At 65.2% G+C, this 24,372-nt stretch carries 30 protein-coding genes and 1 tRNA gene; 13 read left to right on the top strand and 18 right to left on the bottom strand.

The genetic code is table 11. The annotated features are described in order from the left end of the window. The first annotated feature begins 28 nt into the window (after nucleotides 1–28). Nucleotides 29–1,291 (top strand): glycerate kinase type-2 family protein, encoded by a 1,263-nt coding sequence (locus tag OSH05_RS08020; RefSeq protein ID WP_407660354.1) that lies wholly within the window; start codon nucleotides 29–31, stop codon nucleotides 1,289–1,291. A 69-nt stretch (nucleotides 1,292–1,360) separates the two neighbouring features. Continuing rightward, a complete protein-coding gene (locus tag OSH05_RS08015; RefSeq protein WP_104221381.1) occupies nucleotides 1,361–1,891 on the top strand; it encodes a DUF6790 family protein in 531 nt (176 codons plus the stop codon). Nucleotides 1,892–1,895: 4 nt separating this feature from the next. Here the strand turns inward: OSH05_RS08015 and OSH05_RS08010 are convergent, their stop codons facing one another. Further along, on the bottom strand, nucleotides 1,896–2,063 hold the full coding sequence (locus OSH05_RS08010) for a hypothetical protein (protein ID WP_165801737.1): 168 nt from the start codon (nucleotides 2,061–2,063) through the stop codon (nucleotides 1,896–1,898). 156 nt (nucleotides 2,064–2,219) lie between these two features. Here OSH05_RS08010 and OSH05_RS08005 point away from each other — a divergent pair, with 156 nt between their 5' ends. Beyond that, nucleotides 2,220–3,485 carry an LssY C-terminal domain-containing protein gene (locus tag OSH05_RS08005; protein WP_104221382.1) on the top strand — a complete coding sequence of 422 codons (1,266 nt, stop codon included), beginning with the start codon at nucleotides 2,220–2,222 and terminating at the stop codon, nucleotides 3,483–3,485. 235 nt (nucleotides 3,486–3,720) lie between these two features. Here OSH05_RS08005 and OSH05_RS08000 read toward each other — a convergent pair whose 3' ends face one another. The 14 genes from OSH05_RS08000 to OSH05_RS07935 all read right to left on the bottom strand — a co-directional run bounded on the left by OSH05_RS08000 (nucleotide 3,721) and on the right by OSH05_RS07935 (nucleotide 12,006). Beyond that, nucleotides 3,721–4,914 carry a phytanoyl-CoA dioxygenase family protein gene (locus OSH05_RS08000; protein ID WP_104221383.1) on the bottom strand — a complete coding sequence of 398 codons (1,194 nt, stop codon included), beginning with the start codon at nucleotides 4,912–4,914 and terminating at the stop codon, nucleotides 3,721–3,723. Between the two features lie 105 nt (nucleotides 4,915–5,019). Then, nucleotides 5,020–6,078 carry an L-idonate 5-dehydrogenase gene (locus tag OSH05_RS07995; protein ID WP_104221384.1) on the bottom strand — a complete coding sequence of 353 codons (1,059 nt, stop codon included), beginning with the start codon at nucleotides 6,076–6,078 and terminating at the stop codon, nucleotides 5,020–5,022. Nucleotides 6,079–6,147: 69 nt separating this feature from the next. Further along, nucleotides 6,148–6,222, bottom strand: a tRNA-Gly gene (locus OSH05_RS07990). Between the two features lie 91 nt (nucleotides 6,223–6,313). Then, the gene (locus tag OSH05_RS07985) at nucleotides 6,314–7,381 is read right to left on the bottom strand and encodes a tyrosine-type recombinase/integrase (RefSeq protein ID WP_165801738.1); all 1,068 of its coding nucleotides are present in this window, start codon (nucleotides 7,379–7,381) and stop codon (nucleotides 6,314–6,316) included. 10 nt (nucleotides 7,382–7,391) lie between these two features. After that, nucleotides 7,392–7,643 carry a helix-turn-helix domain-containing protein gene (locus OSH05_RS07980; protein WP_104221386.1) on the bottom strand — a complete coding sequence of 84 codons (252 nt, stop codon included), beginning with the start codon at nucleotides 7,641–7,643 and terminating at the stop codon, nucleotides 7,392–7,394. Further along, entirely contained in the window at nucleotides 7,640–7,894 is a 255-nt protein-coding gene (locus OSH05_RS07975; RefSeq protein WP_104221387.1) for a hypothetical protein, read from the bottom strand. Before OSH05_RS07975 ends, OSH05_RS07980 begins: the two co-directional genes overlap by 4 nt. Then, nucleotides 7,891–8,154, bottom strand: coding sequence for a hypothetical protein (locus OSH05_RS07970; RefSeq protein ID WP_104221388.1), 264 nt, complete (start codon nucleotides 8,152–8,154; stop codon nucleotides 7,891–7,893). Before OSH05_RS07970 ends, OSH05_RS07975 begins: the two co-directional genes overlap by 4 nt. Then, entirely contained in the window at nucleotides 8,154–9,260 is a 1,107-nt protein-coding gene (gene dnaN, locus OSH05_RS07965; RefSeq protein WP_104221389.1) for a DNA polymerase III subunit beta, read from the bottom strand. Before dnaN ends, OSH05_RS07970 begins: the two co-directional genes overlap by 1 nt. Before the next feature lie 66 nt (nucleotides 9,261–9,326). After that, a complete protein-coding gene (locus tag OSH05_RS07960; RefSeq protein WP_104221390.1) occupies nucleotides 9,327–10,256 on the bottom strand; it encodes a DUF2303 family protein in 930 nt (309 codons plus the stop codon). Nucleotides 10,257–10,312: 56 nt separating this feature from the next. Continuing rightward, nucleotides 10,313–10,660 (bottom strand): hypothetical protein, encoded by a 348-nt coding sequence (locus OSH05_RS07955; protein WP_104221391.1) that lies wholly within the window; start codon nucleotides 10,658–10,660, stop codon nucleotides 10,313–10,315. Between the two features lie 14 nt (nucleotides 10,661–10,674). Next, a complete protein-coding gene (locus tag OSH05_RS07950) occupies nucleotides 10,675–10,938 on the bottom strand; it encodes a hypothetical protein (RefSeq protein ID WP_104221392.1) in 264 nt (87 codons plus the stop codon). After that, nucleotides 10,935–11,585 (bottom strand): hypothetical protein, encoded by a 651-nt coding sequence (locus OSH05_RS07945; protein WP_104221393.1) that lies wholly within the window; start codon nucleotides 11,583–11,585, stop codon nucleotides 10,935–10,937. The genes OSH05_RS07950 and OSH05_RS07945 overlap by 4 nt, the downstream gene beginning before the upstream one ends. Next, nucleotides 11,582–11,734 carry a hypothetical protein gene (locus OSH05_RS07940; protein ID WP_165801739.1) on the bottom strand — a complete coding sequence of 51 codons (153 nt, stop codon included), beginning with the start codon at nucleotides 11,732–11,734 and terminating at the stop codon, nucleotides 11,582–11,584. The genes OSH05_RS07945 and OSH05_RS07940 overlap by 4 nt, the downstream gene beginning before the upstream one ends. A 2-nt stretch (nucleotides 11,735–11,736) precedes the next feature. Next, nucleotides 11,737–12,006, bottom strand: a complete 270-nt coding sequence (locus OSH05_RS07935) for a hypothetical protein (RefSeq protein ID WP_104221394.1) — start codon at nucleotides 12,004–12,006, stop codon at nucleotides 11,737–11,739. 161 nt (nucleotides 12,007–12,167) lie between these two features. Between OSH05_RS07935 and OSH05_RS07930 the strand changes: the two genes are divergently transcribed. Beyond that, nucleotides 12,168–12,926 carry a DUF5131 family protein gene (locus tag OSH05_RS07930; protein ID WP_104221395.1) on the top strand — a complete coding sequence of 253 codons (759 nt, stop codon included), beginning with the start codon at nucleotides 12,168–12,170 and terminating at the stop codon, nucleotides 12,924–12,926. On the opposite strand, the gene tcmP is transcribed toward OSH05_RS07930, so the two are convergent. The 3 genes from tcmP to OSH05_RS07915 are packed head-to-tail and all read right to left on the bottom strand — an operon-like array spanning nucleotide 12,877 to nucleotide 15,190. After that, nucleotides 12,877–13,800, bottom strand: coding sequence for a three-Cys-motif partner protein TcmP (tcmP, locus tag OSH05_RS07925; protein ID WP_104221396.1), 924 nt, complete (start codon nucleotides 13,798–13,800; stop codon nucleotides 12,877–12,879). The two genes, OSH05_RS07930 and tcmP, sit on opposite strands and share 50 nt — an antisense overlap. Continuing rightward, a complete protein-coding gene (locus tag OSH05_RS07920; RefSeq protein WP_104221397.1) occupies nucleotides 13,800–14,195 on the bottom strand; it encodes a hypothetical protein in 396 nt (131 codons plus the stop codon). The genes tcmP and OSH05_RS07920 overlap by 1 nt, the downstream gene beginning before the upstream one ends. A gap of 32 nt (nucleotides 14,196–14,227) precedes the next feature. Further along, a complete protein-coding gene (locus tag OSH05_RS07915) occupies nucleotides 14,228–15,190 on the bottom strand; it encodes a S24 family peptidase (protein ID WP_165801740.1) in 963 nt (320 codons plus the stop codon). 796 nt (nucleotides 15,191–15,986) lie between these two features. Here OSH05_RS07915 and OSH05_RS07910 point away from each other — a divergent pair. The 9 genes from OSH05_RS07910 (at nucleotide 15,987) to OSH05_RS07870 (ending at nucleotide 24,371) form a co-directional block, all read left to right on the top strand. Continuing rightward, complete coding sequence (locus OSH05_RS07910; RefSeq protein ID WP_104221399.1) at nucleotides 15,987–16,478, top strand: hypothetical protein; 492 nt, start codon at nucleotides 15,987–15,989, stop codon at nucleotides 16,476–16,478. Nucleotides 16,479–16,480: 2 nt separating this feature from the next. Beyond that, entirely contained in the window at nucleotides 16,481–16,630 is a 150-nt protein-coding gene (locus OSH05_RS07905) for a hypothetical protein (protein WP_165801741.1), read from the top strand. Then, entirely contained in the window at nucleotides 16,627–17,175 is a 549-nt protein-coding gene (locus OSH05_RS07900) for a GcrA family cell cycle regulator (protein WP_104221400.1), read from the top strand. The genes OSH05_RS07905 and OSH05_RS07900 overlap by 4 nt, the downstream gene beginning before the upstream one ends. Further along, nucleotides 17,172–19,046 (top strand): DNA cytosine methyltransferase, encoded by a 1,875-nt coding sequence (locus tag OSH05_RS07895; protein ID WP_104221401.1) that lies wholly within the window; start codon nucleotides 17,172–17,174, stop codon nucleotides 19,044–19,046. The genes OSH05_RS07900 and OSH05_RS07895 overlap by 4 nt, the downstream gene beginning before the upstream one ends. Next, complete coding sequence (locus tag OSH05_RS07890; RefSeq protein WP_104221402.1) at nucleotides 19,043–20,236, top strand: DUF7146 domain-containing protein; 1,194 nt, start codon at nucleotides 19,043–19,045, stop codon at nucleotides 20,234–20,236. Before OSH05_RS07895 ends, OSH05_RS07890 begins: the two co-directional genes overlap by 4 nt. Next, nucleotides 20,233–21,795, top strand: coding sequence for a primase-helicase family protein (locus OSH05_RS07885; RefSeq protein ID WP_104221403.1), 1,563 nt, complete (start codon nucleotides 20,233–20,235; stop codon nucleotides 21,793–21,795). Before OSH05_RS07890 ends, OSH05_RS07885 begins: the two co-directional genes overlap by 4 nt. A gap of 316 nt (nucleotides 21,796–22,111) precedes the next feature. Further along, complete coding sequence (gene nusG, locus OSH05_RS07880) at nucleotides 22,112–22,714, top strand: transcription termination/antitermination protein NusG (protein ID WP_104221404.1); 603 nt, start codon at nucleotides 22,112–22,114, stop codon at nucleotides 22,712–22,714. A 164-nt stretch (nucleotides 22,715–22,878) separates the two neighbouring features. Beyond that, on the top strand, nucleotides 22,879–23,616 hold the full coding sequence (locus tag OSH05_RS07875; RefSeq protein ID WP_165801742.1) for a hypothetical protein: 738 nt from the start codon (nucleotides 22,879–22,881) through the stop codon (nucleotides 23,614–23,616). A gap of 155 nt (nucleotides 23,617–23,771) precedes the next feature. Continuing rightward, nucleotides 23,772–24,371, top strand: coding sequence for a winged helix-turn-helix domain-containing protein (locus OSH05_RS07870; RefSeq protein WP_104221438.1), 600 nt, complete (start codon nucleotides 23,772–23,774; stop codon nucleotides 24,369–24,371). Nucleotide 24,372: the final 1 nt, after the last annotated feature.

The raw sequence follows: 24,372 nt of genomic DNA, 5'->3' as shown, positions 1-24,372 counted from the left end.
CCGATACTCAATACCGGAAAGAAGCCCGATGTCCATGCCGGCCGCCTCCGACAAGGAGATACTCTCCGCCCTGTTCGAGACCGCTCTCGCCGCGGCGCTGCCCGATGGGCGCTACGAGGGCCGGCTGCCTGATCCTCCCAAAGGCCGCACGATCGTGCTGGGTGCGGGCAAGGGCGCAGCCCGCATGGCGGCGACCTTCGAGACGGCGTGGAGCGACGCCGGCCATGGCCCGATCGAGGGGCTGGTGGTGACGCGTTATGGCCATGGCATGCCGACGCGGGCGGTCGAAGTGGTCGAGGCGGCGCATCCGGTTCCCGACGCCGCCGGGATGCGCGCAGCGGAGCGGATCCTGGAATTGGCACAGGGCGCCGGCCCCGACGATCTGGTCGTCTTCCTGATGTCCGGTGGTGCCTCGGCGCTCTTGTCGCTGCCGGCGCCGGGCCTGACGCTCGCCGACAAGCAGGTCATGAACCGCGCGCTGCTGAAGAGCGGGGCCCCGATCGGCGCCATGAACCGGGTGCGCAAATCGCTTTCGGCGATCAAGGGCGGCCGCCTCGCCGCCGCGGCCGCTCCGGCGCGGCAGATCACCTATCTCATATCCGACGTGCCGGGCGATGATCCCGGCGCGATCGGCTCCGGCCCGACCATTCCCGACATCTCCGATCCGGAAGCCTCGCTCGCCATCCTCGCCGAATACGGCATTGCCATCGAGCCGCGCATCGAAGCGGCGATCCGCGCCAATGTCGTGGCGAAGACCGAAGGCGGCACCGCTGTCATGCTGGCAACGCCGAAGATGGCGCTGGATGCCGCCAGCGCGAAGGCGCGCGAACTCGGCCTGCACCCACTGGTGCTCGGCGATGCGATCGAGGGCGAGGCGCGCGAGGTGGCGCGCGTGCTCTCGGCGATGGCGCTCTATGCCGTCGATCATGACGAGCCGGTGGCAAGGCCGGCCGTAATCCTTTCCGGCGGCGAGACGACCGTGACGGTCCGCGGCAAGGGCAGGGGTGGCCGAAACGCGGAATTCCTGCTGGCGCTGGCGTTGGCGCTGGGCGGACGCAAGGGCATTTCAGCGCTCGCCTGCGACACGGACGGCATCGATGGCTCGGAGGACAATGCCGGCGCCTGGTTCAGCGATGACGTCCTCTCCCTCGCGCGCGCGGCCGGACTCGATCCGGCAGCCCGCCTCGCCGACAATGACGGCTATGGCTTCTTTTCGGCGCTTGACCGGCTGATCGTGACGGGGCCGACGCTGACCAATGTCAACGACTTCCGCGCCATCCTGATACGGTAGTCTTCCGCCGGTCGCGCGCGCCTGCCGTCGCTGCTATCCTTCATGGGTTGCAGAAGAAGGCGGTTGGCCATGTCGGAGCTTATCCGGTTCGCGCTTTCGAATTTCACGCTGACCTTCCTGGCCCTCGGCCTCGCCGCGGCGATTGTCCAATTGCTCTTCGGCTGGCGCCGATTCTCAGCCGCCTTCGTCGTCGAGGCCCTGCTGCGCTGGTTCCTGTTCTTCTCGATCGGTGCCAGCTTCCTCTACAATTTCGTCATGCACACCGTCTTCGGCGTGATGTCGGCCCGCTTCATCGGCTGGGCCGACAGCCCGTTCCAGGCCGAAGTCGGCTTCGCCAGTCTCGGCTTCTCGCTGGTCGGCTTCCTCGCCTTTCGCCGTTCTTTCGACTTAAGGCTCGCGGCCATTGTTGGTCCGGCGGTCTTCCTGCTCGGCGCGGCCGGCGGGCATGTTTACCAGATGGTGGCGGCAGGGAATTTCGCGCCCGGCAATGCCGGGGTAATCTTCTGGACGGATATCGGCGTGCCGGTCGCCGGACTCCTGCTGCTCTTCCTGCAGCGTCGCCTCGGACGTCCGCGCCGTCCACGTCCGGCGCTCGCGTGATCGGTCAGCGGTCGTCCTCGTCGAGGCCCTCGATCTCGACGACGCTTTCCGCCTCGCTATTCGGCCGTCCATCCGTGTCGAACAGGGTATCGAGGAAGGTCTCATTGGCGCGGTGGTCCACCTCGGGTGTCTCCGGCAGATCCTTGCCTTCCTTCCGCTTCGGGTCGCTCATCGCTCATCTCCTCCTGTCCAGCCGGCAATCGTCGGCGCTTGCTCTTATAACGCGGCATTCGGTTGCCGGTTGCCGCCAGATGGCAGTTGACGGCAGCCGGGCAGCACGGCTTCCTCCTCGAAACAGCGCCGCTTCGCCGGCAAAAGGAGAGTTCGCATGATCGCGATGCCGCGTGGGCTCAGGGGATGGATCGCAGCAGCCGGTCTGATGGTGATCTCCATCGGCGCGGCTTCCGCCGCATCACCCGCCTTCGATCGGTCCCTGCTTGGCGAGGTTCGGCAGGCCGTCCAGGGCGAGGTGACGGTTCGCACGGCCGTTCCGGACGCGAAAGAGATCCAGGCGATCTTCGGCGTGCCCGTGATCGAGAAAGGCGTGCAGCCGGTTTTCGTCGAGATCCAGAACGATGGCGACGCGCCGCTCTGGTACATGCCCATCACCACCGACGAAACCTATTTCGCCCCACTTGAGGTCGCCTGGCGCTTCCGCGACCCGCTGGATCCGAAGACGGGCGTCGAGGCGGCCAAGGCCATGACGCGCTTCGCCATGCCGCTCTCGATTCCCGCCCATGCGACCGTCTCGGGCTTCGTTTTCACTCATCTGGAGACGGGCCTCAAATTTCTGACTTTCGGCATGCTGAAGGGCGGCGACGAGATCGAGTTCCGCTTCATCGTTCCGGTCTCGGGACCGGCCTATCTCGGCGAGAAGGTCGATTTCGCCACGATCTACAAGCCGGGCGAGATCCGGAATGTCGACTTGGCCGGCCTGCGGGCCGCCATCGAGGCGCTGCCCTGCTGCACCACCAATGCCGATGGCACGAAGAAGGGCGACCCGCTCAACCTCGTCGTGGTGGGAGACCTCCCCGCGATCTTCGCCTTCACGAGCCGTGGCTGGCGGCTGACGGAGCCGCTGGATCTTCACAGCGCCATCGACACGGCGAAATCCTTCCTGATCGGTTCGCAATACGAAACCTCGCCCGTCAGCCCGCTCTATGCCCTCGGACGGGCGCAGGACCTCGCGCTGCAAAAGGCACGCTCGACCATCGACGAGCGCAACCATATGCGCTTCTGGCTGACCCCGCTGCGCTACGAGGGCAAGGATGTCTGGCTCGGCCAGATCAGCCGCGACATCGGCGTCGAACTGACGACCAAGTCCTGGTACCTGACCACGCACAAGATCAGCCCCTCGGTCGATTTCGACCGCGACTACCTGCTGCAGGACGTCTTGCTTTCCGGAGCCGTCGAGCATTTCGGCTACGCGAAGGGCGTAGGCCTTTCCAGCGCCGACGCGCCGCGCGTCAACCTCACCGACGATCCCTACATGACCGACGGGTTGCGGCTGGTCCTGATGATCGGGGGCGAGGACGACCCGATCGAGGACGTCGATGCGCTCGAGTGGGAAGCACTGCCGGAGCCTGTGCCGTAGGCGGAACGATCGGAAGACCCGCCGGAGCGGGCCTTCCGCATTCCTCGGCCGCGCCTTGCGGCGGACCCGGCGACGCGCAGGCAGGGGGTTCTGCAATATGACGGCGTTTGGTCAGAGAGCACCGTCAGCGACGCGTCGGACTCTGCGTCTCGGTTCTGAGACGACGAAATAGGCCGGCAAAGCCCGAGAGCCGTCAACCTCCGGTCGATCACGCTTTTGGGAGCGCAGCCCCGCTTCAGGCGAGCTTGCCCAGCGCCTGCGCCTCCAATGCCGCATCGAAGGCGTGCGGATCCCAGCCCTCCGACAGCGCCCGCAGGAAGAGCGCCTGCTGCGTCTCGGGCGCCAGGCCGCCGACCGGCGGATCGCGATCGAGATTGGTTGGGAACGAATAGCCCTCCGCCGCGGCGGCAATGGCCCGGCTGGCCGCCCCGCGGTCGATCCGCCCCTCGTCCAGCATCTGCGCGAGCGCCGGGTAGAGCGCATTGCAAAGGCGCGCACGATCGACGCTTTCCATCGCCCGGCCATAGGCGGAGGAAACCTGCAGCAGATTGGCCATGCGGCGCACATCGCGGGTCCGGTTCTGGCCGGCGGCGTGGAAGAGGGCCGGATTGAAGAAGGCGGCGTCGCCCTTCTTCAAGGGAAGCTGGACGTGGTTCGCCGCGAAATAGGCTTTGAATTCCGGCAGCCCGGTCGCGAGATAGCCGGGTAGATAGGCCTGCGAATAGGGCAGATAGAGCGTCGGCCCGGTCTCGGTCGGCATGTCGCAATGGGCGACCGCCCCCTGCAAAGTGAGCATCGGCGAGAGGCGGTGCACATGGACGGGATAATGCTCGATCTCGGCCGCCGTCTGGAAGCCGAGATGATAGTCGCGATGCGCCGATTGCGCCGCGCCGCCCGGATTGACGCTGTTGACCTGCGACGTCACTTGATAGCCGGGCCCCAGCCAAGCCTCGCAGACAAGGGCGAGGATCTCGTTGCCATAATAGGCCGCGAAGGTCTCCGGATCGCGGAGGCAGAGCTTTTCGAGCGCGTTCCAGACGCGGTCATTGGCGCCGGGCTTGGCGAAATGGTCGCCGCCGCCCGTGCCGGCTGCCTTCTCCTCGGCGATCATGGCGCGGAAATGCTCGCTGACGCGGTCGACCACGTCGAGATCGTCGAAGGCGCCGCGCAGCACGACCGCGCCGGGGCCGGTGGTCATCGCCTCGACCCATTCCGCCATCAGTTCCCGGCGTGCGCGTGGCTGGCGCGCCGCCTCGCGGATCGGCGCTGCGTCATAGACCGGCAGGTTTTCGAGAATGGCGCTCGCAAAGGGATAGTCGCCCGGATCGGTTCGTCGCTCGACGAGCGCGCGGAATTCATCGATCCGGCAGTTTTCCGCAGTCAGCCAGATCCGATCCGCCCGCAAGGCGGTGTAGTTGTCGGCCTTCATCGCTTCCTCCAGGGGTCTGTTTCCGACCTTGAGGACAAATGTAGACCTTTAGCCGCCACGACGCATCGGACGAGATGCCGAGCGGTAATGGCCGAGTCCCGACGATCAAGCGAACGAAAGCTGCACCTTGACCGAGCGGTCCTTGTCAGCCGCGAGGTCGAAGGCTTCGACGGCACGTTCCAGTGGCAGGACGGCGGAGAGCAGGGGCTTCACGTCGACGAGACCTTCGGCGATGAAGCGCACGGCCGTTTCGAATTCCGGATGGAAGCGGAACGAGCCGCGCAGCTCGATCTCCTTGCCGACGAGGCCCGAGATCGGCAGGTTCACGTCTCCGCCTTGGCCGATCTGCACCAGCACGCCCTGGGGGCGCAGTACGGGAAGCGCGGCGAGGATAGCGGCGCCGCTGCCCGAGGCCTCGAAGGCGAGGTCGATCTGGCCCTTCGCCGCCGCATAGGGCGCCAGCGCCTCCGGCTCCTTGACGAGGTTGAACGCGAGGTCGGCGCCGACCTCGCGAGCTTTTTTGAGCGGCGCGTCGCGTATGTCGGTGACGATGATCTCGGCGGCGCCGGCGCGGCGTGCCGCAATGACGAGGAGCAGCCCGATCGGCCCGGCCCCGGTGATGAGGACGCGGCGGCCGAGGATCGAACCGGCCCGCGTGACGGCATGCAGGCAGACGGCGAGCGGCTCGGCGAAGGCAGCCTGTTCCAGTGAGACGGAAGCCGGGATCGGCACGGCCTGGGCGGCGGTGCAGACGATGGCGTCGGCAAAGCCGCCCTGCACATGCGGCATGCGCATGGCGCTGCCGAAGAAGCGCATGTCGAGGCATTGCTGCGGCAGGCCGGCGAGACACAAGCGACAGGCACCGCAGGGAAGGCTGGGGTTGACGGCGACGTTCTGCCCGATGGCGAGATGATCGACACCCGGCCCGAGAGCCGCGATTGTGCCGGACAGCTCGTGGCCGAGCACCATGGGCTGCTTCAGGCGGACGGCGCCGAAGCCGCCATGGAGATAATAATGAAGATCCGATCCGCATATGCCGCCGGCAGCGATCCGGACCGCGACCTCACCGGGGCCAGGGGGCGACAACGGTCGACGCTCGATGCGAAGGTCGCGCGGCGCATGGATCACCGCCGCCCGCGTCTCGTCCAATTCAAGGACCGTCATCGAGCGCCCTCCCAAGCGATCGGCAGCCCACGCAAGCCGCGCTGAAGACGACTTTGTCGGCGGAAAACTTGGAGCGGGCGATGGGAATCGAACCCACGACATTCAGCTTGGGAAGCTGACGTTCTACCTCTGAACTACACCCGCGAAACAAGCTATTGATCTGATTGATCTTTTTGCCTGTTTTGTCCAACCGGAACGACCGACGCAGCCAAAGTTGGACCTTCTTGTACCCGGTTCACCCCAGTTTGATCAAGCTCATCGCGTCGCCGGCGAGCTTCTTTCGGCGGGCCTTGCGGGTGTAGAGCGCTGCCTGCTTCGGCGTCGTCCATCCATAGATGGCCATGAGCTGAGCTTCCGTCGCGCCGTTCTCGGCCGCGATCGTCGCTCCAGCCTTGCGCAGCCCATGAGCGGAGCAATTTGGCAGCCCGGCCTCGTCGCACCAATCTCGCATGCGGTTGGATAGCCCGCGCGCCGAATAGGGGCGATGCTGGTGCGTGACGAGGAAGGTCATGTCGCCGGTCTTCGATCCGTCCAAGACGGTCTGCAATGCCGGCAGGATGGGTACGTCAACCTCGATGCCGCTCGACTTGGACGTCTTGGTCGGCCGGAAATGAAGCCAGCCTTCGCTGACGTGCTGCCGGCCGAAGAAACGAACATCGGAGACCCGGCTGCCGGTATAAAGCAACAGGGCATATGCAAGGCGTGCCTGCGTTCCGATGGGATGCCGCGCTTCGAACTTTAGCGCCTCCTCGACAGACCATGTGTGATGGCCTTCCGTCGATGTTGGCAGGTAGTCGACGCCCGCTGCCGGATTGGTTGTCGCCAGTTCGTCCTCTACGGCAAAGGCGAAGACTTGGCGAACCACCTTCACCGTCGCGTTGGCGATGGTTGGCGTTGCGAGGCGTCGATCCCGCAGGGTCCGAACTGCCCTCGGCGTCATGGCTGCGACGGGAACATCGCTGAAGGGTCGAGAATCGGTCGGCGACACCGGATCCATAAACGTCGCTTCAAGATATCGCCTGTATGTGGCGCGCGTTTCCGGCTCGAGCATTTGATAGGCTGCGCAGCGGCGCAGATATTCGCAGGCGAGCCAACGCCAGGTCCCCTCTTCAGGGTGGCGATCGCGAGTTTCCTTGGGCTTTCCCGGCGAAGCGAGCGCCGCGTGATAGGCGTCCATGAATGCCGTCGTCCAGGGCGTGCCTTCTATGCGGAGCTTCGGGAGACCTTTCCGCCTCAGATAGATACGGACCTTGCCGTAGCGGTCGACATCCTCGATGCATCCCTTCGGGAGCTTGCGCGGCATAGGCGCCTCGTCATGGGGCAAAATTCCATTCCCCATCAACTTCACCCGAACCGGGCAGTGCGTCAAACGCGCGGTCGAGGGCGCGGACATCCCAAAGCTTGCGGGTGTGCCATGTCTTCGGCGCCGGCATCGTCCGCTCCTCGATCATCTTGTCGAAGCTCGACACCGAGACGCCGATATAGGCCGCCGCCTGCTCGCGAGAGAGCCCGCGCACGGGCTGGGCGGGGATCGACGCAGTGAGGACGGCGGAGCGAGCGCTCATGCTCCTGCCGCCTCCAGCGTGCCATCGTAGGCCTGCCGATTGGCCGCTTTCAGGCACTCCCGAAGCCGGTCAAGTTCCTTCACCAGGCTGTCGATAACGGCCTGCGCGAAGCGATCGGAAAACGGCCGCTTGCCGCGGCTTTCCTGATCGAGAATGTGTTGCTTCCATGCGGCGAGTTCGTCGCGCTCGGCCCGGAGCGCGGTCAATTCGGATGGCGTGACATCCAGATCGCAGCACGGGCAGGGCGTCATGTTGCCATCTCCTCGAACAGGTTGGGCGCCATTGCCTCGCGCTCGCGGGCGTCGCGCTTGAGCGGTGCGGCCTTGGCGGCGTGCAGTTCCTGGCGCAGCAGGGCGTGGGTCGTCTCGCGCAGCGCCGTGGCGGCCCTGGCGGCGCCGCGATGGTTGCGGCGGGCCTTGGTATAGTCCTGCCGCAGCGCCAGCCGCCGCCGGGCGAGCGCGGCGATGCGGACCGCGATGCGGTGGCGCGGGATGCGGATCGGTCCAGCCATCACACCCTCATCGGCATGAGGACGATGAGAAAGCTGTCGTCCTGCGGGTTGGTGAGCAGTGCCGGGGCGCCGGGGTTGGCGAGGGCGACGCAGACGTCCTTGCTGTCGAGGACCTTGAGAGCATCGCCGACATAGAGGCTGTTGAAGCCGATCGCGATCGGCTCGTCGGCATAGGTGACATCCAGCGTCTCGTCGCCGGTGCCGGAATCGGCGTTGTGAACCTGCAGCTGCAGGCTGTCCGGCTGGAGGTTCAGCTTCACCGCCCGGCCGCGCTCGGACGCGACGGTCGAGACCCGGTCGATCGCCTCGGCCAGCGTCGCGCGGTCGACGGTGAGTCTCTTGTCGTTGTCGCGGGGAATGACGCGCTGGTAATCCGGAAAGGTGCCGTCGATCAGCTTCGAAGTCAGCACGCTGGCGCCGAACGCGACGCGGATCTTGGTCTCGGAAATCTCGATCGCGAGATCGCCCTCGGCGCCCTTCGCCATGTCATGCAGCCGCGCGATCGTCTTCGCCGGGGCGATGATGCCGGCGAAATCCAGATCCGGCGACGGCCTCGGCGTCACCACTTTGGCCAGGCGGTGACCATCGGTCGCGACCATGACGAGGTGGTCGCCGCTCACGTGCCAATAGAGCCCGTTCAGATAATAGCGGGTCTCTTCGGTCGAGATCGCGAAGGCGGTCCGCGCGATCATCCGGGTCAGGGTGGCGGCGGGGAAACTAAAGCGGACGGGGAATTCGCCGACGGTGATGTCGGGATAGTCGCTGGCTGGCAGCGTATTCAGATCCATGCGGGCGCGGCCCGATTCGACGCGCAGCGAGGTGCCGGCCGGATCGAGACACAGCGTCACCTGCGACTTGTCCGGCATCTTGCGGACGATGTCGGAGAGCAGGCCGGCCGGCGCCGTCGTCGCGCCCAAAGCCTCCGGCGTGCCGTCGATGCGGGTGACGATCTCGATGTCGAGATCGGTCCCCTTGATCGACAGGCCCGCCGCCGTCGCGGTGAGCAGGACGTTCGACAGGATGGGAATCGTGTTGCGCCGCTCGACGACCTTCTTGACCTGGTCGAGCGCGGCGTTCAGCGCGGCGCGGGGAAGGGTGATCTGCACGGGCTTGACCTCGACGGGAGAAAAGGGCGGGCGGCGACTGACGCCGCCCGGCTGGGCACGATGCGGCTAGCTGCTGCCTTCCGGGGCACCTTCGAAAATCGGCAGGGCGGTGTCGTTGCCGGCCTTGGCGAGCGCGTGCTGGACCTCGGTGCGCAGCCAGAATTCCCAGCGATAGAGCTGGTAGAACCATTTGATGGTGCCGCCAGCGATGCGGTAGCGCAGCCGCGCCGGGATGCGGACGGCATCGCCGTTCAGGAAGGCCGGCACGCTCACCATGAAGATGCCGGGGATATCGACCTTCTCGCCCTTGCTGTTCAGATGCTCCTCGGAGAACTCGATCTGGCGCTCGCCGGTCTGCAGGCGGATGCCCTGCTTGGCCTTGGCGCCGATAAAGACTTCGAGATGGCGCGACAGGGCGACGACTTCCGACGGCGTCGCGAAGTGCTCCTTGAACAGCGCCTCATATTCGCTAACCTCGCCGTCGAACGGCGCCGACAGTTCGGCCGCGTGCTCTTCGAGGAAGGCCGCGAAATCGACCTGCTCCATCGGCTTGCTGTCGCCCTTGATCCAGGCGCTGAACTCCTCGGTCAGCGGGAACTCATAGACGATGCGGTGATCGTTCCAGTGCGGCGCTTGGGCGGTGTTGTAGTTCAACACGGCGGTAAGCTTCGGGTTCGGCCAGGACGTGGCGGCGAAGATCGCCGAACGGTCATCCTTGTGGCGCTCGATCAGGTCGATGAAGCTCTTGAGCGTTTCGGCCTTCGCCGTGCCCTTGCGACGCGCCGGCTCCTGGCGGGCGGACTCGATGAACGGCTTCAGGTCGATGACGCGCTGGCTCTTGCGATCGAACAGGATCGGAATGAGCTTCGGCAGGCCATCGCCGAGGCCCTGCGTCTCGATGTCGAGAAGGACCGGGGTGCTGGCCTCGGCGGCCATCGTCATGATGAGCTCGGTCGCGCTCGCCAGCGGGATATCGTTCAGGGACTTCTCGGCCATGGTCGGCTCCTATGGATTGAGGAAAAGCGGAATCGGGAAGCGGTCGCCGGCTGGTCTCAGCCGGTTTCGAAATCGCGTTCGCGCGGCGGGGCTGCGTCGCGGACGAACATGTCGGTCTGGCTTGGGTGCTGGACGGAAAGCCCGCCCTCCGCCGTCCAGAACGGCGTCTCGGTGAAGGCCTTGTCATCGGGCAGCTTCAGCTTGACCGCCGGGCGGATATCGACGCGGCCGCCCTGATAGGCGACCTTGATCTCGATCGTGATCGTCGCCGTGCCCTTCTCGTCGGGCAGGGCTTCCAGCGTCTCGATCGCCTTGGCGAGGTGCTCGTCGCATTTCTCGACAAAGCGCCCCCGGTTCAGAAGGCCGAGCACATCGGCAATGCGGCGGATGGGGCGGGCGGACATGCAAGGCTCCTTCGTCAGTTGGAATCGCGGTGGTGGGTGAAGGCGGCGAGGAAGAGCATCAGCCCGACCGTCGCTCCCAGAAGCGCGCCGGTGAGCGCGGCGACATGGATGAGGCCGAGCGGGTTGATGTCGTTGGCGGCCAGCGCCTCGGTGAAGGGTGCCAGCAACAGGGTGGCAAACAGCGACAGCACCAGGCCCAGCGCGACCGCGAAGGCGGTGACGACGCCGATGCCGACGGCGAGCCAGTAGAGGGCCTCGATGAGCCCGCGGCGGATCATGACGGAGCCTGCGCGGCAAGCTTCGCCTGCAAGCCGCGCAGGCGGGTCAGCCAGCCCAGGCGCGCGGCACCCGGCGTCCAGACGGTGATCTGGCCGGGGATCGAGGGGATCGGCCCGGCTTCCTCGATCGCGGCTTCCCAGAGCCGGGGATGCGCGGGCAGCAGATCGTCGCGCTCGCGCTTTAGCAGACGGCGATCCATGTCGGTGACGTGCCCGACGATCTCCGCCGGCAGCGGCAGGCGAAGACCGGCGGCCTCATAGATGGCGCGGTCCAGTTTGTTGGCGATGATGCGCTTGCCGTCGCGGGCGAGGTTATAGCCCCCGCGATGGTGGCCGAAGAACTGGGCGATGGCCCGGTCGAGGGCGGCCTGCATCGGCGTGGTGATATCGCCGATATAGGCTTCGTGCGCGTCATGCAGGAGGAAGGCGAAGGCGGCGAGCGCCGATCCGGTTTCGGCGTGCAGCGCGTCGCAGCCGAGGATGCAATGCTGCGCCACGCTATAGCCCCGATCGAGCGAGCCGGCCTGTCCGGCAAAGCGGGGGATCAGCGCCAGCGCCGGGGCGACATCCTGCTCGAAGTCGATCGTCTGAGCCGAAGGCGTCAGCAGGTCGATGATCTGGCCGGACCGGGTCGGGATCCACGTCATGATGGCCGCGCCTCGGCCAGCATCGCGTCGATCACGGCGCGCTGCTCGGCAAGCAGCCGCTCGATCTCGGCCATCAGCCTCTCCTCGGCGGCGTGGCCTTGCTGGATGGCGTGAATGGTGCGGGCGGCGATGGCACCGATCTCGGTCATGATCACGCGGCGCTCTGTTCGCGGACGAACAGCTTCCCGGCGCGCTGGCGGGCGTCGAAATGCAGCTCGGTGATTTCGCCGGCGGTGAAGCCCAGCGCGCGCAGATCGTCGACCTTGCAATCGCCCTTCAGGGCCACCTGCTCGACCATCTCGGCGGCCATGAGCTTGGTCATTGCCGCCGGGCCCAGCTTGCGGGCGATCTCGACCGGTGTCTTGACCGGCTTCGGTCGCGGCGCCGGGGCAAACGCGAAGTGACGGGAGTCAAGGAACATGGCGGGTCTCCATCGGGTGCCGGTGTGGCGATCGATGGGCGATCGTAGCGACAATCGCTACCAAGTCAACGAAGGTAGCGAAAAAAGCTACCCACCGAATGCAGTAACGGCCTATGAACGATTCGTGAGGTGTGGTTCACCGGAGGATCAGGAGAACTCTCATGGCCGAGACATCGATCGAATGGACCGACGCGACGTGGAACCCGGTAGCGGGCTGCACGATCATCACCGCCGGTTGCACGAACTGTTACGCGATGCGAATGGCGGCGAGACTCGAGGCGATGGGCCAGGAGAAATACTCGGGCTTGACGCGGAAGTCCGGCGGTCGGGCCAAATGGACGGGCAAGATCACCCTCGATGAGGCCGCGCTGTCGACGCCAGCCAAGTGGTCTCGGCCGCGTCGCGTCTTCGTCAATTCCATGTCGGACCTTTTCCATGAAGGCGTGCCGGTCGACTTCATTCGGAAGGTCTGGGACGTCATGGCGGCGACGCCGCAGCATACCTACCAGATCCTGACGAAGCGACCGGAGCGCATGGCCGATGTACTGAAAGGCGAGGAGTTCTCGGTCCTGGGAAATGTCTGGCTCGGCTGCAGCGTCGAGGATTCTCGCGTGCTGTCTCGGCTCGACGACCTTCGCCGTGTGCCGGCTGCGATCCGCTTTGTCTCGCTGGAGCCGCTGATCGGGTCGGTCGCCGACGCCGATCTGTCTGGCGTTCATTGGGCGATCGTCGGTGGCGAGTCCGGCCCACACGCCCGCTATATGGATCCGATCTGGGTCGACGAGATCGCCGACATGTGCGCCGACGCCGGGGTCGCATTCTTCTTCAAACAATGGGGCGGTAAGAACAAGAAGGCGGCGGGCCGGACGTTCAGAGGGCGGACTTTCGACGAGATGCCCCAGGCGCAAAGTTCTTATTGACGTGGCGGACGAATTTCTCGGCTAGATCGATGGCTGGCCGGCTCGGGTTCGCAACGGCTAGGAATAGCGAGAACGCCTGGTGGCTCGGGTCTGTCAGCAATGGCAATGGCTCGGAAACGAACGGAAATTCCGTCTCCAGTCGCTTCTTGAGCCACTGCTCAAACTGCTTGATCGAGACAACGCGTTTCAGGGCAGGATCCGCGTTATCATCCAGGGTGCCGAAAAGGCCGGAGCCATAGTCAGGCTCGTGCGCAATGTCGTAGAGATCACGCCATTCGGCGCTCAGAAGTCGATCGAGCATCGGGGCCTTAACGCCGACACCATCGAAGTCGTGGGCGAGTTGCCGGATCGTGTCCCGAATAGGGAATAAGTACCATACGTCGAATGCCTTCGTAGAGGCCAGCATTTGAAGAGTCTGCCAATCGACTTGCAGCGCGAATGGATCGAGGAATACGACGCCTCGACTTTTATTGCGACCGCCGCCCGACCAAGGGTGCCGACTGGCAATCCTGCGAAGTACTGCATTGGCCTCGCCATTTATGATTTGAATGTCTCGATTCGGATGATCAGTCTGCACGCTAGACAGCAATGCACATCGATCCTCATCCTTTTCGACAAACACAAAATGGTCGAAGCCTGGCTGAACGGTTAGGGCTCGCCTTGCCGACCCATCCAGCGTTTCCCGAATGGTCTGCTCAGGGCCATCAAACAATCCCCCACCGACCGTCCGTTCAGTCTCTCGCCTCCCTGATCCGGCGAACGCGTCAAAGTACCAAAGGTCAAAGCTTATTCGGCGAAGCGCCTTCGTGTAGCATTCCATGTAGTACTGGATGGCGTCTAGCTTGATTTCAGTCCAGGGCCCTCCGAAGCGCATCACCGAGCCATCTGCGGCTGGGCCGACGGCGGAGCGGTGACTTTATCCGCGGTCAACCCCTCACCGAACGCGACGTTCGCGATTGTCCCGTCTGACATCGTTGCCGTTCCCGAACCAGCCATTCCGCTCAGCGTGCGCGTGATCTTCGCAGTTCCGGTTCGTCCGTCGGAGCAGGAAAGTGGAACGGTGATCACGTGGCTCGCATCCATCGGATTATAAGTTCCAGAGCACGTCAGCGTATTCTCCGCATTTGTTACGGAGAACTGGCCCACTGTCATCGTCGCGGAGCTGGTGCCGCGGAGCACCGAGCCGTCGGGCATCTTGACGATCGTTGGAACAGTGATGACTGTTCCACAGCCAAAGAGTGACGCGAGCGCCACTCCAAGAATTATCATGTTCCGCACTGCCGCCTCCCAAGACGATGCGCCTATATTCGTGCTAAGCGCCCCACAACTCTTCCAATCACAGCAATCTCGTTGCCAACATAGATAATCGGTTGTTGTTTAGGGTTGTCTGAAACGAGTTCAACAAGCCCGTCTTTGAGCTTGCGAAGCCGCTTCACGATGATCTCGCCATCCGGATCTCGAACGACAAATACTCCGCCCTGGCCGATCGTGGTATCAGTCGTGTCGACCATCACCCGCTCGCCCGGCAGCAGCGTCGGCTCCATCGAGTCACCGCGCACCTTTATCCAGTGTACTCGCGGCGCCTTGGCCCTCGTGAATTCCGACAGGAGATAGCCAGGCAACAGGATCTCGCCCCGCACCGCGTCAGCGGCATAGACGATCTCGCCTGTTTGCATCACCGCCGGTGGGGCTATTCCGCCAGGGCCGGCGCCGACTGAGGTGTCGATATCCGGGCTCGACCCTTCGATCGTTCCGCTGAATGGCCGAATCGTTGAGACACCGAGGGATGTCAAATCGTCCGAGATGACCGGCGACCTATCGCCATCGTCAAAGTCGGGGTCGGGCGGGAATTCATCTCCGTTTCGATGACGGCTCAGTTCCGGGCGTGGCGCGGGGAACTTTGTAATCTCGGCGATCGCCATCAACTCGGCGGCCGAAATGGTGCGAGGCTTGGTCTTCGCGGTCGGCTTCACCATTGCCATCTTGTTGATGGCTGCCTTGTCGTATGACTGTCCGAGCTTTTCCGTGAGACGCTTGGCCAGATCGACCTGCGTCATGTCCGCGTGATTAAGTGCGTCTTTGAGCCACTGTGCCAACATCCTTGACGTGTAGCGCGCCGCGCAACGAATGTCGGTTTCCGATTTCGCTACCAACGGATTGACACAGTAGCGAAAGTCGCTACTTTCGCCAGCATGGAACCTGCTCAGACCATCGTAAAGAGCCTTGGCGGTCCTACCGTCATCGCGGCGCAACTCGGCATTCACCGCACGCGCGTCTCCAATTGGCAGCGTCCGCGCGAGTCGGGTGGGACCGGAGGGGTCATTCCTCAGAAGCATATTAAGGCCCTCATTCGGCTCGCCGGAGCACGGGGGGTTCCCCTAAGCCCGGCGGACTTCTTTCCCGCAATCGAGGCCGCCGAATGAGTGCGCGTCTCAAAGAAGTGAGTCGCCTCTGGCAGGGCCGGGGTTGCGAAACCCGGCTCAGAAGGCAAATGACAGCTGTCCCGGCCAGGACCGCCAATGCGCACAAACGTGCTCAAGGCGGCCCAATCTCCAGCGGAGATAGGCCCGGACAGGCACCGCCCTCGATCGCGACACAGCCATGTCGTGACCTCCTTCGGTCTTCCAAGCGGGATGATCCCGCCGCTCCGGCCCTGCCGAACACAGGGCCGCGGTCCGCGCGAGCGCTGCCTTGCGGCAGCCGGAAGGCCAAAGGGCCAGAGGCGACTCACGCTCATTCTGCGCCCGATTCGCTGTTCGACCAGCAAACGCGCTTTCGTGCCGTCGAAGGCACCGACTTCCCGGCCCTCGCCGGTCCGCCAAGCGCGGGGTTCCTCCCCCGCGTGACTGCCCTTCTGGGGTGTTTCCTCCCTCATCTGGCGGGGGCGGCGCGTTGCCGCTCCCGCCTCTTTCGGGGCCGTCATCTTTCTCTGCATCGCCATCTGCGCGGTCCGCCGTGATCCGTCTCTGACGTTTCTACCCTGACGATCTTTCATCGTTCCCGCGACGGGAAACGCCGCTGCGTTTTCCCGCGACGGGAAAGTCTTGCCCGGAGGCCCGCATGCCCGCGATTTCGGATGAATGGCACTATCGCATCAAGGCGGTGACGCGCGATCTGGTCGAGGCCTGCGGCGGGGTCGTGCGGGCGGCTTCGATCTGCGGCGCCTCCAAGACGGTCGTCTCGCGCTGGCAGAACGCCCGCGAGGCCGAGGTGATCCCGGTCACGGCGGCGGCGGCGCTGGAAGCGGATTGCGGGCTGACCCTGGTGCTCGCCGCCTATGCCGATCTGCTCGGCCGGCGCATCGGCGAGCCCGGCGACGTCAGCGGCGCCACGGCGCGCTGCGTATTCGAGCAGCATGCGACGACGATCGGCGCGGCGGCGAAGCTGATGGCGACCGGCGCGGCGGCGGCCGTCGATGGCGCCCTGTCGCCGTCCGAGGCCGAGCTAATGGACCGCGACGCCGGCACCGTCGAGGCCGAGATCGCGGCTTTGCGGCGCAACCTCGCCAGCGCCAAGAACGGCCGCCGCCTCGCCGTCGTCGGGGAGGATTGATCATGCCGGGCGAATTTCCCGCGGCGAGGCAGCTGGCGCGAGAGAAGCGGGCCCGCGCTGCTGCCTGGAGGACGGCGATCCTCGTCGCTGTCGTCCTCTGGCTCGGCATCGCCTATCTCGGCCACCTCGTCCTGGCGAAGGTGCTGCTATGACATGGACGGCAGCACAGACGGAACGGCTGCGGTCGCTCTGGTTGGAGGGGCTTTCCGGCTCGCAGATCGGGGCGCAACTGGGGATGAGCCGTAACGCCGTGATCGGCCGGGCCCATCGGCTGAAGCTGGCGGCGCGCGCGCCCTCGAACGACAAGGCCGAGGCGCGGCTGAACGATGTCTGGGGGCGGGTGGCGCCCCAAACCGCGCGACCCAAAATTGCCCGACCCAAGGTTGCCCGGCCCAAGGCGGAGCGGCCGAACCGCATCGCGCCGGACCTGCCGGCCGAGCCCATGCCGGTGGTGCCGAGCAATCTGCTCACCGTACTCGATCCCATTCCCGAGACGGCGGTGCTGCATCATGAGTCGCGGTCCAACCAATGCCTTTGGCCGCTCTGGCCGAGCGCAAAGCCGGTGCGCGACGTCGCGCCGGAAGACCGCCTCGTCTGCGGCGCCCTGCTCGCCGGCGCCGCCCCCTATTGCCGGGCGCATATGGCGCGGGCGTACAGCCCGGCGCGGGTGGCGCTGCGGGAAGGGGTGGGGCGGTGAGCCGCAAGATTCTCGTCGCCGATCTTCTGTGTGGGGCGGGCGGGTCGTCTACCGGCTGCCAGCGCGCGCTGGCCGAACTCGGGCTCGAGATGGAGCTCGTCTGCGTCAATCACTGGCCGACGGCGATCGACACGCATAGTCGCAACCATCCCGAGGCCCGGCACTATGTGCAGGACATCGCGACGGTGCGCCCGCATCTTCTCGTGCCTGAGGGATATCTCGATCTGCTGATGGCATCGCCAACCTGCACGCATCATTCGGTAGCGCGCGGCGGCAAGCCGACTTCCGACCAGCAGCGCAGCGACCCATGGCATGTCATCACCTGGCTGACCGAGCTTCGGGTCAAGCGGATTATCATCGAAAACGTCTGGGAGTTCACCGGCTGGGGTCCAGTGGATCCGAAGACGGGCAAGCCGATCGTGGCACGCAAGGGCGAGTATTTCCACGCTTGGATCGAGACGCTGCGTCGCCTCGGATTCGATCCGGAATGGCGCAAGCTGAACGCCGCCGACTATGGTGACGCCACGACGCGGCAACGCTTCATCCTCATGGCGCGCTCGGACGGCCGCAAGGTGCATTGGCCGATGCCGACGCATCGGAAGCGTGGTGCCGACGATGGCTCGCTGTTCGCGCCATCGCAAACCTGGCGAGCCGCGCGCGAGATTATCGACTGGTCGATCAAGGGCAAGTCGATCTATGGGCGCAAGAAGGATCTGGCGCCGAAGACCATGCTCCGCATCCTGGCTGGCGCCGAGAAGCATGGCTGGCCGGCGCCCTACCTCGTGACGCTCCGCAACCACATGGCGGCGCGCGGCATAGACCTGCCGCTGCCGACGATTGCGGCGGGCGGAACGCATATTGGCCTCGCCGAGCCGGTATTGCTCTCGCAGCACAACAGCGGGGCGCCGCGCTCGGCGGCCGATCCGCTGCCGACGATCACGACGGGCGGCGCCGCTGCCGATCGTCCTGGATGCGCGAGGCCGATGCTGGTCGAGCCGTTCGTGATGTCTGCCGCTCACAGCGCGCAAGCTCATGAGCGCGATCCGCATGGATACCGCGTGAAGTCGACGGATGAGCCGCTCGGCACCATCCATGCCGGTGGTGGCAATTTCGGCGTCGTCGAGCCGTTCGTCTTGTCGCAGGCCTCCGGCGGAGTACCTCGCGCTGTCGAGAGCCCGTTGCCGACCATCGTGACAGGGGGCCAGCGCGGCAGCGGCACGGCGCTGATCTCTCCCTACTATGGTTCCGGCTCGGGCGAGACCTGCGTCATCGCGGAGGAGCCTCTTCCCACGATCACGGCAAAGGGGCGTTTCGGCCTCGTCGTGCCCGTGACGCAATCCGGTGGCGGCGCTACGGCTCGCGATGTTGCCAATCCGATCCCGACCTTGACGACGGCCAAGGGCGGCGAATTCGCGGTCGTCATGCCGGTGACGCATCAGGACGGCAGCGACCGGGCGCGCGACGCCGCTGTCGATCCGCTGCCGACCGCGACCGGCGCCAACCGTGGCGAGCTTGCCTTCATCGCCGCGCAATTCGGCGAGCGCGACGGCCAGGCGCCGCGCGTGCACGATTTAGAGGGGCCCGCACCTACGATCTGCGCCAAAGGCAGCGTCAACCTCGTCGAGGGCGAGGCGGATGGGCAGCGCTATGACATCCTGTTCCGGATGCTCGAGCCGCACGAGCTCGCCGCGGCGATGGGCTTCAATACCGCCGATGCCATCTATGAGTTCGCCGGGACCAAGACGGAGAAGATCAAGCAGATCGGCAATGCGGTTTCGGTATCGAAGATGAAGGCCTGCGTCGGCGCGCTCCTCGCGGATGCAGTGCCAAAGCGTCGTCCGCCGGCTGAATTCCGTGAGGCGGCGGAATGAGCCTCTCCGATGCCATGGACGCCTTTGTCGGGGAGGCTCGCGCCGTGCCGATCGAGACAGAGGTTTCGCGGCGTGGCCTTCGGCTGAAGCGCTCGGGCGGCGAACTGGTCGGACCTTGCCCCGTCTGTGGCGGGGTCGATCGCTTCGGTGTCAATCCGCGCAAGGGCGTCTTCCTCTGCCGTCATTCCGGCACGGCCGGCGATGTCATCGCGCTTGTCGAATATCTCGATGGCTGCGACTTCCTGCGCGCTTGCGAGACCTTGACGGGCCGTCCGCCGCCGAAGGGCGAGGGACGCGGGCCGGATCCGGCGGAGATCGCCCGTCGCGAGGCGGCGCGACGGGTGGCCGACGCGGAACGCGAGCGCGGCGAGATCGACTATCGCGAGACCGAGCGGGCCCGCATGTGGCAGCTTTGGCGCGAGACGGCACGGATCGCCGAGGGCGGGATCGTCGCGCGCTATCTGGCTGGGCGCGGGCTATCGGTGCCTGTGGGCGCTTCGCTGCGCCAGCACGACGCCGTGCCGTTCTTCGTCCAGGACGGACGCAAGCCGCGCCAGGTCCATATCGGTCCGGCCATGATCGCGGCTGTGGTCGACGCCGGCGGGATCTTTCGCGGCGCGCATATCACCTGGCTCGATGCCGCGCGGGCGGTCAAGGCGGAGATCGTCGATCCCGAGACCGGGGAAGTGATGCCGGCGCGCAAGATGCGCGGCTCGATGGGCGGCAACCATATTGTGCTGTCACGCCCGGCCAAGCCGCGCCGGCTGATCCTCGGCGAGGGCAATGAGACGACGCTAGCCGTGCGCGATTCGCTCCATGCCTGCCGCGGCGCGGCCTATGATTCAGAGACCCTCTATTGGGCCGGGATTTCGCTCGGCAATATTGGCGGGCGGGCGCTGGAAAGCGTCGCCCACCCGACCTTGACGCGCACCGACAAGCGCGGCGCTGTACGCAAGCTGCGCGTGCCCGGGCCGGAGCCTGACTGCGTTCCGAAGCATGCCGCCCTGATGCCGCCGGACGACATCTCCGAAATCATCCTGCTCGGCGATGGCGACAGCGACCGCTTCACGACGCAGATGCATCTCGAGCGCGCCGCTCGGCGCTGGCGCCGCCCTGGCCGTCGCATCCGTCTGCCCTTCGCGCCGGAAGGCCGCGATTTCAACGATCTGCTCATGGAGGCGGCGGAATGACGCTGGACCCGAAACAGCGCATTGCCGCCATTATCGATGCGGCGCCGGACCTCGACGAACCTTTGCCGGAAGAGACCGGGATCGAAGGGGGGGAGACGCTTTCGGATGAGGGCGGCGAAGGCCCTGCGTCCGACGACCAGCCCGACATTGTCGAGGAGGCGACGGACGGCCCTGCCGGCGACGGCGCGCCTTTGCGTGTTCCCAAGGATTGGGGCTTCAGCATCGATCGGATGAACGAGGAATGGGCCTTCGTGCTCATGGGCTCGAAGGCGATGATCATCCGGGAACAGGCGACGGGGCCGATCGAGGATCGCGTCCGCGTGCTGTCGATCGATGCCTTTCGCGCCTTTTTCTCGAACCGACCGACCCAGATCGGCACGATCGAGAAGATCACGACGACGACCTGGGCGAAACGCTGGCTGGCGCACCGCAAGCGCCGCACCTTCGACGGCATCGAGTTCTTCCCGAATCCCGACGGCGCGCCGGCGACAGAGGGCTATCTGAACCTCTATCGCGGTTTTTCGGTCGTGCCGAAGGCGAAGCCGAACGGCTGGAAGACGCTGCGCGACCATATGCTGACCAACATCTGCCGCGGCGACAAGGCGCTCTACACCTGGCTGTTCGCCTGGTTCGCGCATCTGATGCAGCGACCCCGTGAGCGGATCGGCACGGCGATCGTTGTGCGCGGGCGCATGGGCACCGGCAAGACGATCGTCGGCGAGTTCATGGGATCGCTGATCGCCTCGCATTACTTCCTCGTCGGCGATGCGCGCTACATCACCGGAAATTTCAACGCCCATATGGCGAGCTGTCTGCTGCTGCAGGCCGAGGAAGCGGTCTGGGCTGGCGACAAGGCGGCGGAAGGGCGCCTGAAGGACCTCGTCACCGCCGAGATCCAGATGATCGAACAGAAGTCGATCGACCCGATCCGGCTGAAGAACTTCGTCCGCCTGCTGATGACCTCGAACGAGGATTGGGTCGTGCCGGCCGGCAAGGATGAGCGGCGCTTTGCCGTCTTCGACGTCGATCCGCGCTGCGCGCAGGACCATGACTATTTCGCCGAGATGCGCGAGGAAATGGACAATGGCGGGCGCGAGGCGCTGCTCGCCGATCTGCTGGCTTTCGACCTTTCCAGCATCAATCTGCGGCGGATCCCGAAGACGGCGGCGCTGCTGGAGCAGAAATTCCGCTCCCTCGACACGATCGAGAACTGGTGGGTCGAGCGGCTGTTCGACGGGTCGACGCGGCGCGGGCGCGACGAATGGGAGAGCGTGGTCGCCGTCGATCAGCTGTTCGACGAATACATCGCCACTTCGGAGAAGATCGGCGTCAAGCGCAAATCCGAGAAGACGTCGTTCGGCATCAAGATGATGAAGATCGTGCCCGGCATCGTCCGCGTGCGGCCCTGGCGAACGAACGAGCACAATGTTCGCCTGCGCATGTGGTGCTACGAGATGCCGCCCTTGGCCCGCTGCCGCGACGCCTTCGAGGAGGCGGTCGGCCAGCGGATCGACTGGGGCATCGTTGACGACGAGAGCGGGATGGGCGGCGAACCATGAGCCGTATCAAGCTCTTATGGTCCGGCCTAAGTCGGACCACGCCACCAAGGCCGGACCATAATTCACCAATGATTTCAAGGGTCGGTCCAACCTGTCCAACCTGTCCAACCTTTTCCTCGCGCAGGCGCGAAAGGGGACCATTTCGGCCGCCGGTTCCCGCTCTCCGGGATCGGAGTGTTTTTCGGCCGGCTGAAACAGGTTGGACAGGTTGGACAGGTTGGACAAACGGCGGAGCGCTGCGGCTTTCGGCTGGTCCAGCCTTCTCTTTTTTCTTCTTCAAGGTTGGACAGGTTGGACCGGAACGGAGGGCGCGAGCATGAACGCGGGCGGATGGAAGATCGGCGACATCGTGGCGGCATTGCCGCATCTGGCGGCCGATGGCCCGGTGCTGGAACAGCGCTGGGGCGAGGCGTTCTGGTATGTGGCGCATGTCATGACGGGGCGCGAGGTCGGCGTCGCCGATGAGATCAAGGCGCTGGGCTTTCGCGCCTATGTGCCGATGCGGACCCGCTTCGTGCGCGTGCGCCGGCATGCCCGACGCAAGAGCGCCGCGCTGTTCCGCGGCTATGTGTTCTTCGAGGTCGTGCCGGACCCGCGCAACTGGACCCTCGTGCGCGCGATCGACGACATTCTCGGCATTCTCGTCGTGTCGAATGGCGATGTCCCGGTGCGTGTCGATGCGGAGGATATTGGCAGGCTGATGGCGGCGGAGGACATGAAGATGTTCGACGAGACGATCGGGTCCAATGCTGTCGAGTTTCAGGTCGGGGACAGGGTCAGCATCGCCGCTGGCGGTCACCAGGGCTATGAAGGGCGCGTCGAAAGGATCGCTGGACGGCAGGCTGAGATCATCGCCCTCGGACCGAAAGGAAGGCGGTCGATAAAACTGCCGATTGACCTTTTGCGAATCTTGGCATAGCTCTTGCTACAGGACGACCTGGATGATCGTGTGAGACGGAGAGGCGCAAGCCCTCCGGGATCCTTGCCACCAGATCCTGAGGACGGCAAGCCCGCTCCTCGCCCATGGCGACGCATGGCCCGGCTGCAGAGATGCAGGCCGGGCTTTTTGCTTCTAAGGTCAGGATGCTGACCATCTCGATCAAGTCGAATATCGATGAGGCGAGGCGAGCGCTCTTCCTCGATCAGAAGGAATTCGAGCGTGAGCTGCCGAAGGCGCTCAACTTCACCGCTGCCGAGACGCGGAAGCATCTGCGGCTTGAAATGGAGAAGGTGTTCGATCGGCCGACCCCGTTCACGCTGAACGGCATGTTCGTGCAGCAGGCGACGCGGGACCGGCTTGAGTCCGCGGTCTTCTTCAAGGATTTCGCGCCGAAGGGCACGCCAGCCGGAAAGTACCTGCTTGCTCAGGTGATGGGTGGGTCGCGACGGCAGAAGCGTTCGGAACGGGCGTTCGCACTGGCTGGCCTCTCTGGCAACAGGGGCTTTTGGGTGCCGGGCTCCGGTGCGCCGCTCGATGCGCATGGCAACGTCTCTGGCCCGATGATGGTCCGCATCCTTGCCGAGGTGAAAGCCTTCGGCGAGGTCGGCTACACGGCCAACAAGACAGCCGCGTCGGCGAAGCGCAACAAGCGCTACCGCAAGTACAACTACTTCGTCGCTGCACCTGGTGGCCATCTGGCTCCGGGCGTGTGGAAGCGAGAGGGTCGTAGCGTCGTTCCCGTCCTGATCTTCGTCGAGGCTGTCGACTATCGGAAGCGGTTCGACTTCTTCGGCGAGGGCGAAGGCTTCGCGAGGCTGCGCTTCCCGATCGAGATCGACAACGCGCTCCGCCGCGTCTTCAAGCGCCAGGCCGGACGCTGAGATGCTGGCAAGGCGCCGATATCCTGACAAGGCCATTTGATGGCCATAACCGCGTTGGGTCCCTCTGGCATCCAACCCACCCGCGGGTAATTCGAACCCCGGCATTTCTCTAGTAAACCGTTGAAAAAGCTGGGTTATGACCCGGTTATGGGGTTATGAGGGTTATGGACGTCAGCGTTTCCGAACTCGCGCGGATCAAGGGCGTGTCGCAGCCCGCGATTTCGAAGCGGCTCAAGCGCTTCGTCGAGAGTGGGCTGATCACGACGCGAACCGAAGACGGTCGCACCATGGTGAACCTGGCCGCATGGGACAGCGTCACGCAGGAAGCGACCGATCCGGCAAAGATCGTCGCCCGCGAGACGGTTGCCCGCGTTCGCGGGCGTCGCTCGACTGAGCCGGATGATGTGTCGGAACCCGGATCGAAGGATCCGACCTACACGCAGGAGCTTACGCGCAAGGCAGGCTACGACGCCGACCTGAAGGAGATCGAGATCGGTCGCCTGCAGGGCCGGCTGCGCGACGTTGTCGATATCCAGACGTCGGCTGCGAAGGTCGGCGAGCTGATGGTCCGAGACCTCGAGCAATTGCCGAGCTTCGCCGACGATCTCGCTGGCGCATTGGCCGCAGGCGGCGTCCAGGCGCTCCGCGAGGAATTGAAGCGCCGCGTCCGCGCCATCCGTGAGGGCATGGCCCGCAACCTCGCCAATCTTGCCGCCGGCGCGACCGGTGACGATCCGGAAGAGAAGGCCAACTGAC

Source organism: Kaistia algarum, from assembly GCF_026343945.1.
Classification (GTDB): domain Bacteria; phylum Pseudomonadota; class Alphaproteobacteria; order Rhizobiales; family Kaistiaceae; genus Kaistia; species Kaistia algarum.
Note: the sequence above shows the minus strand (reverse complement) of the source record. Positions and strands in the feature narration are given on the sequence as shown.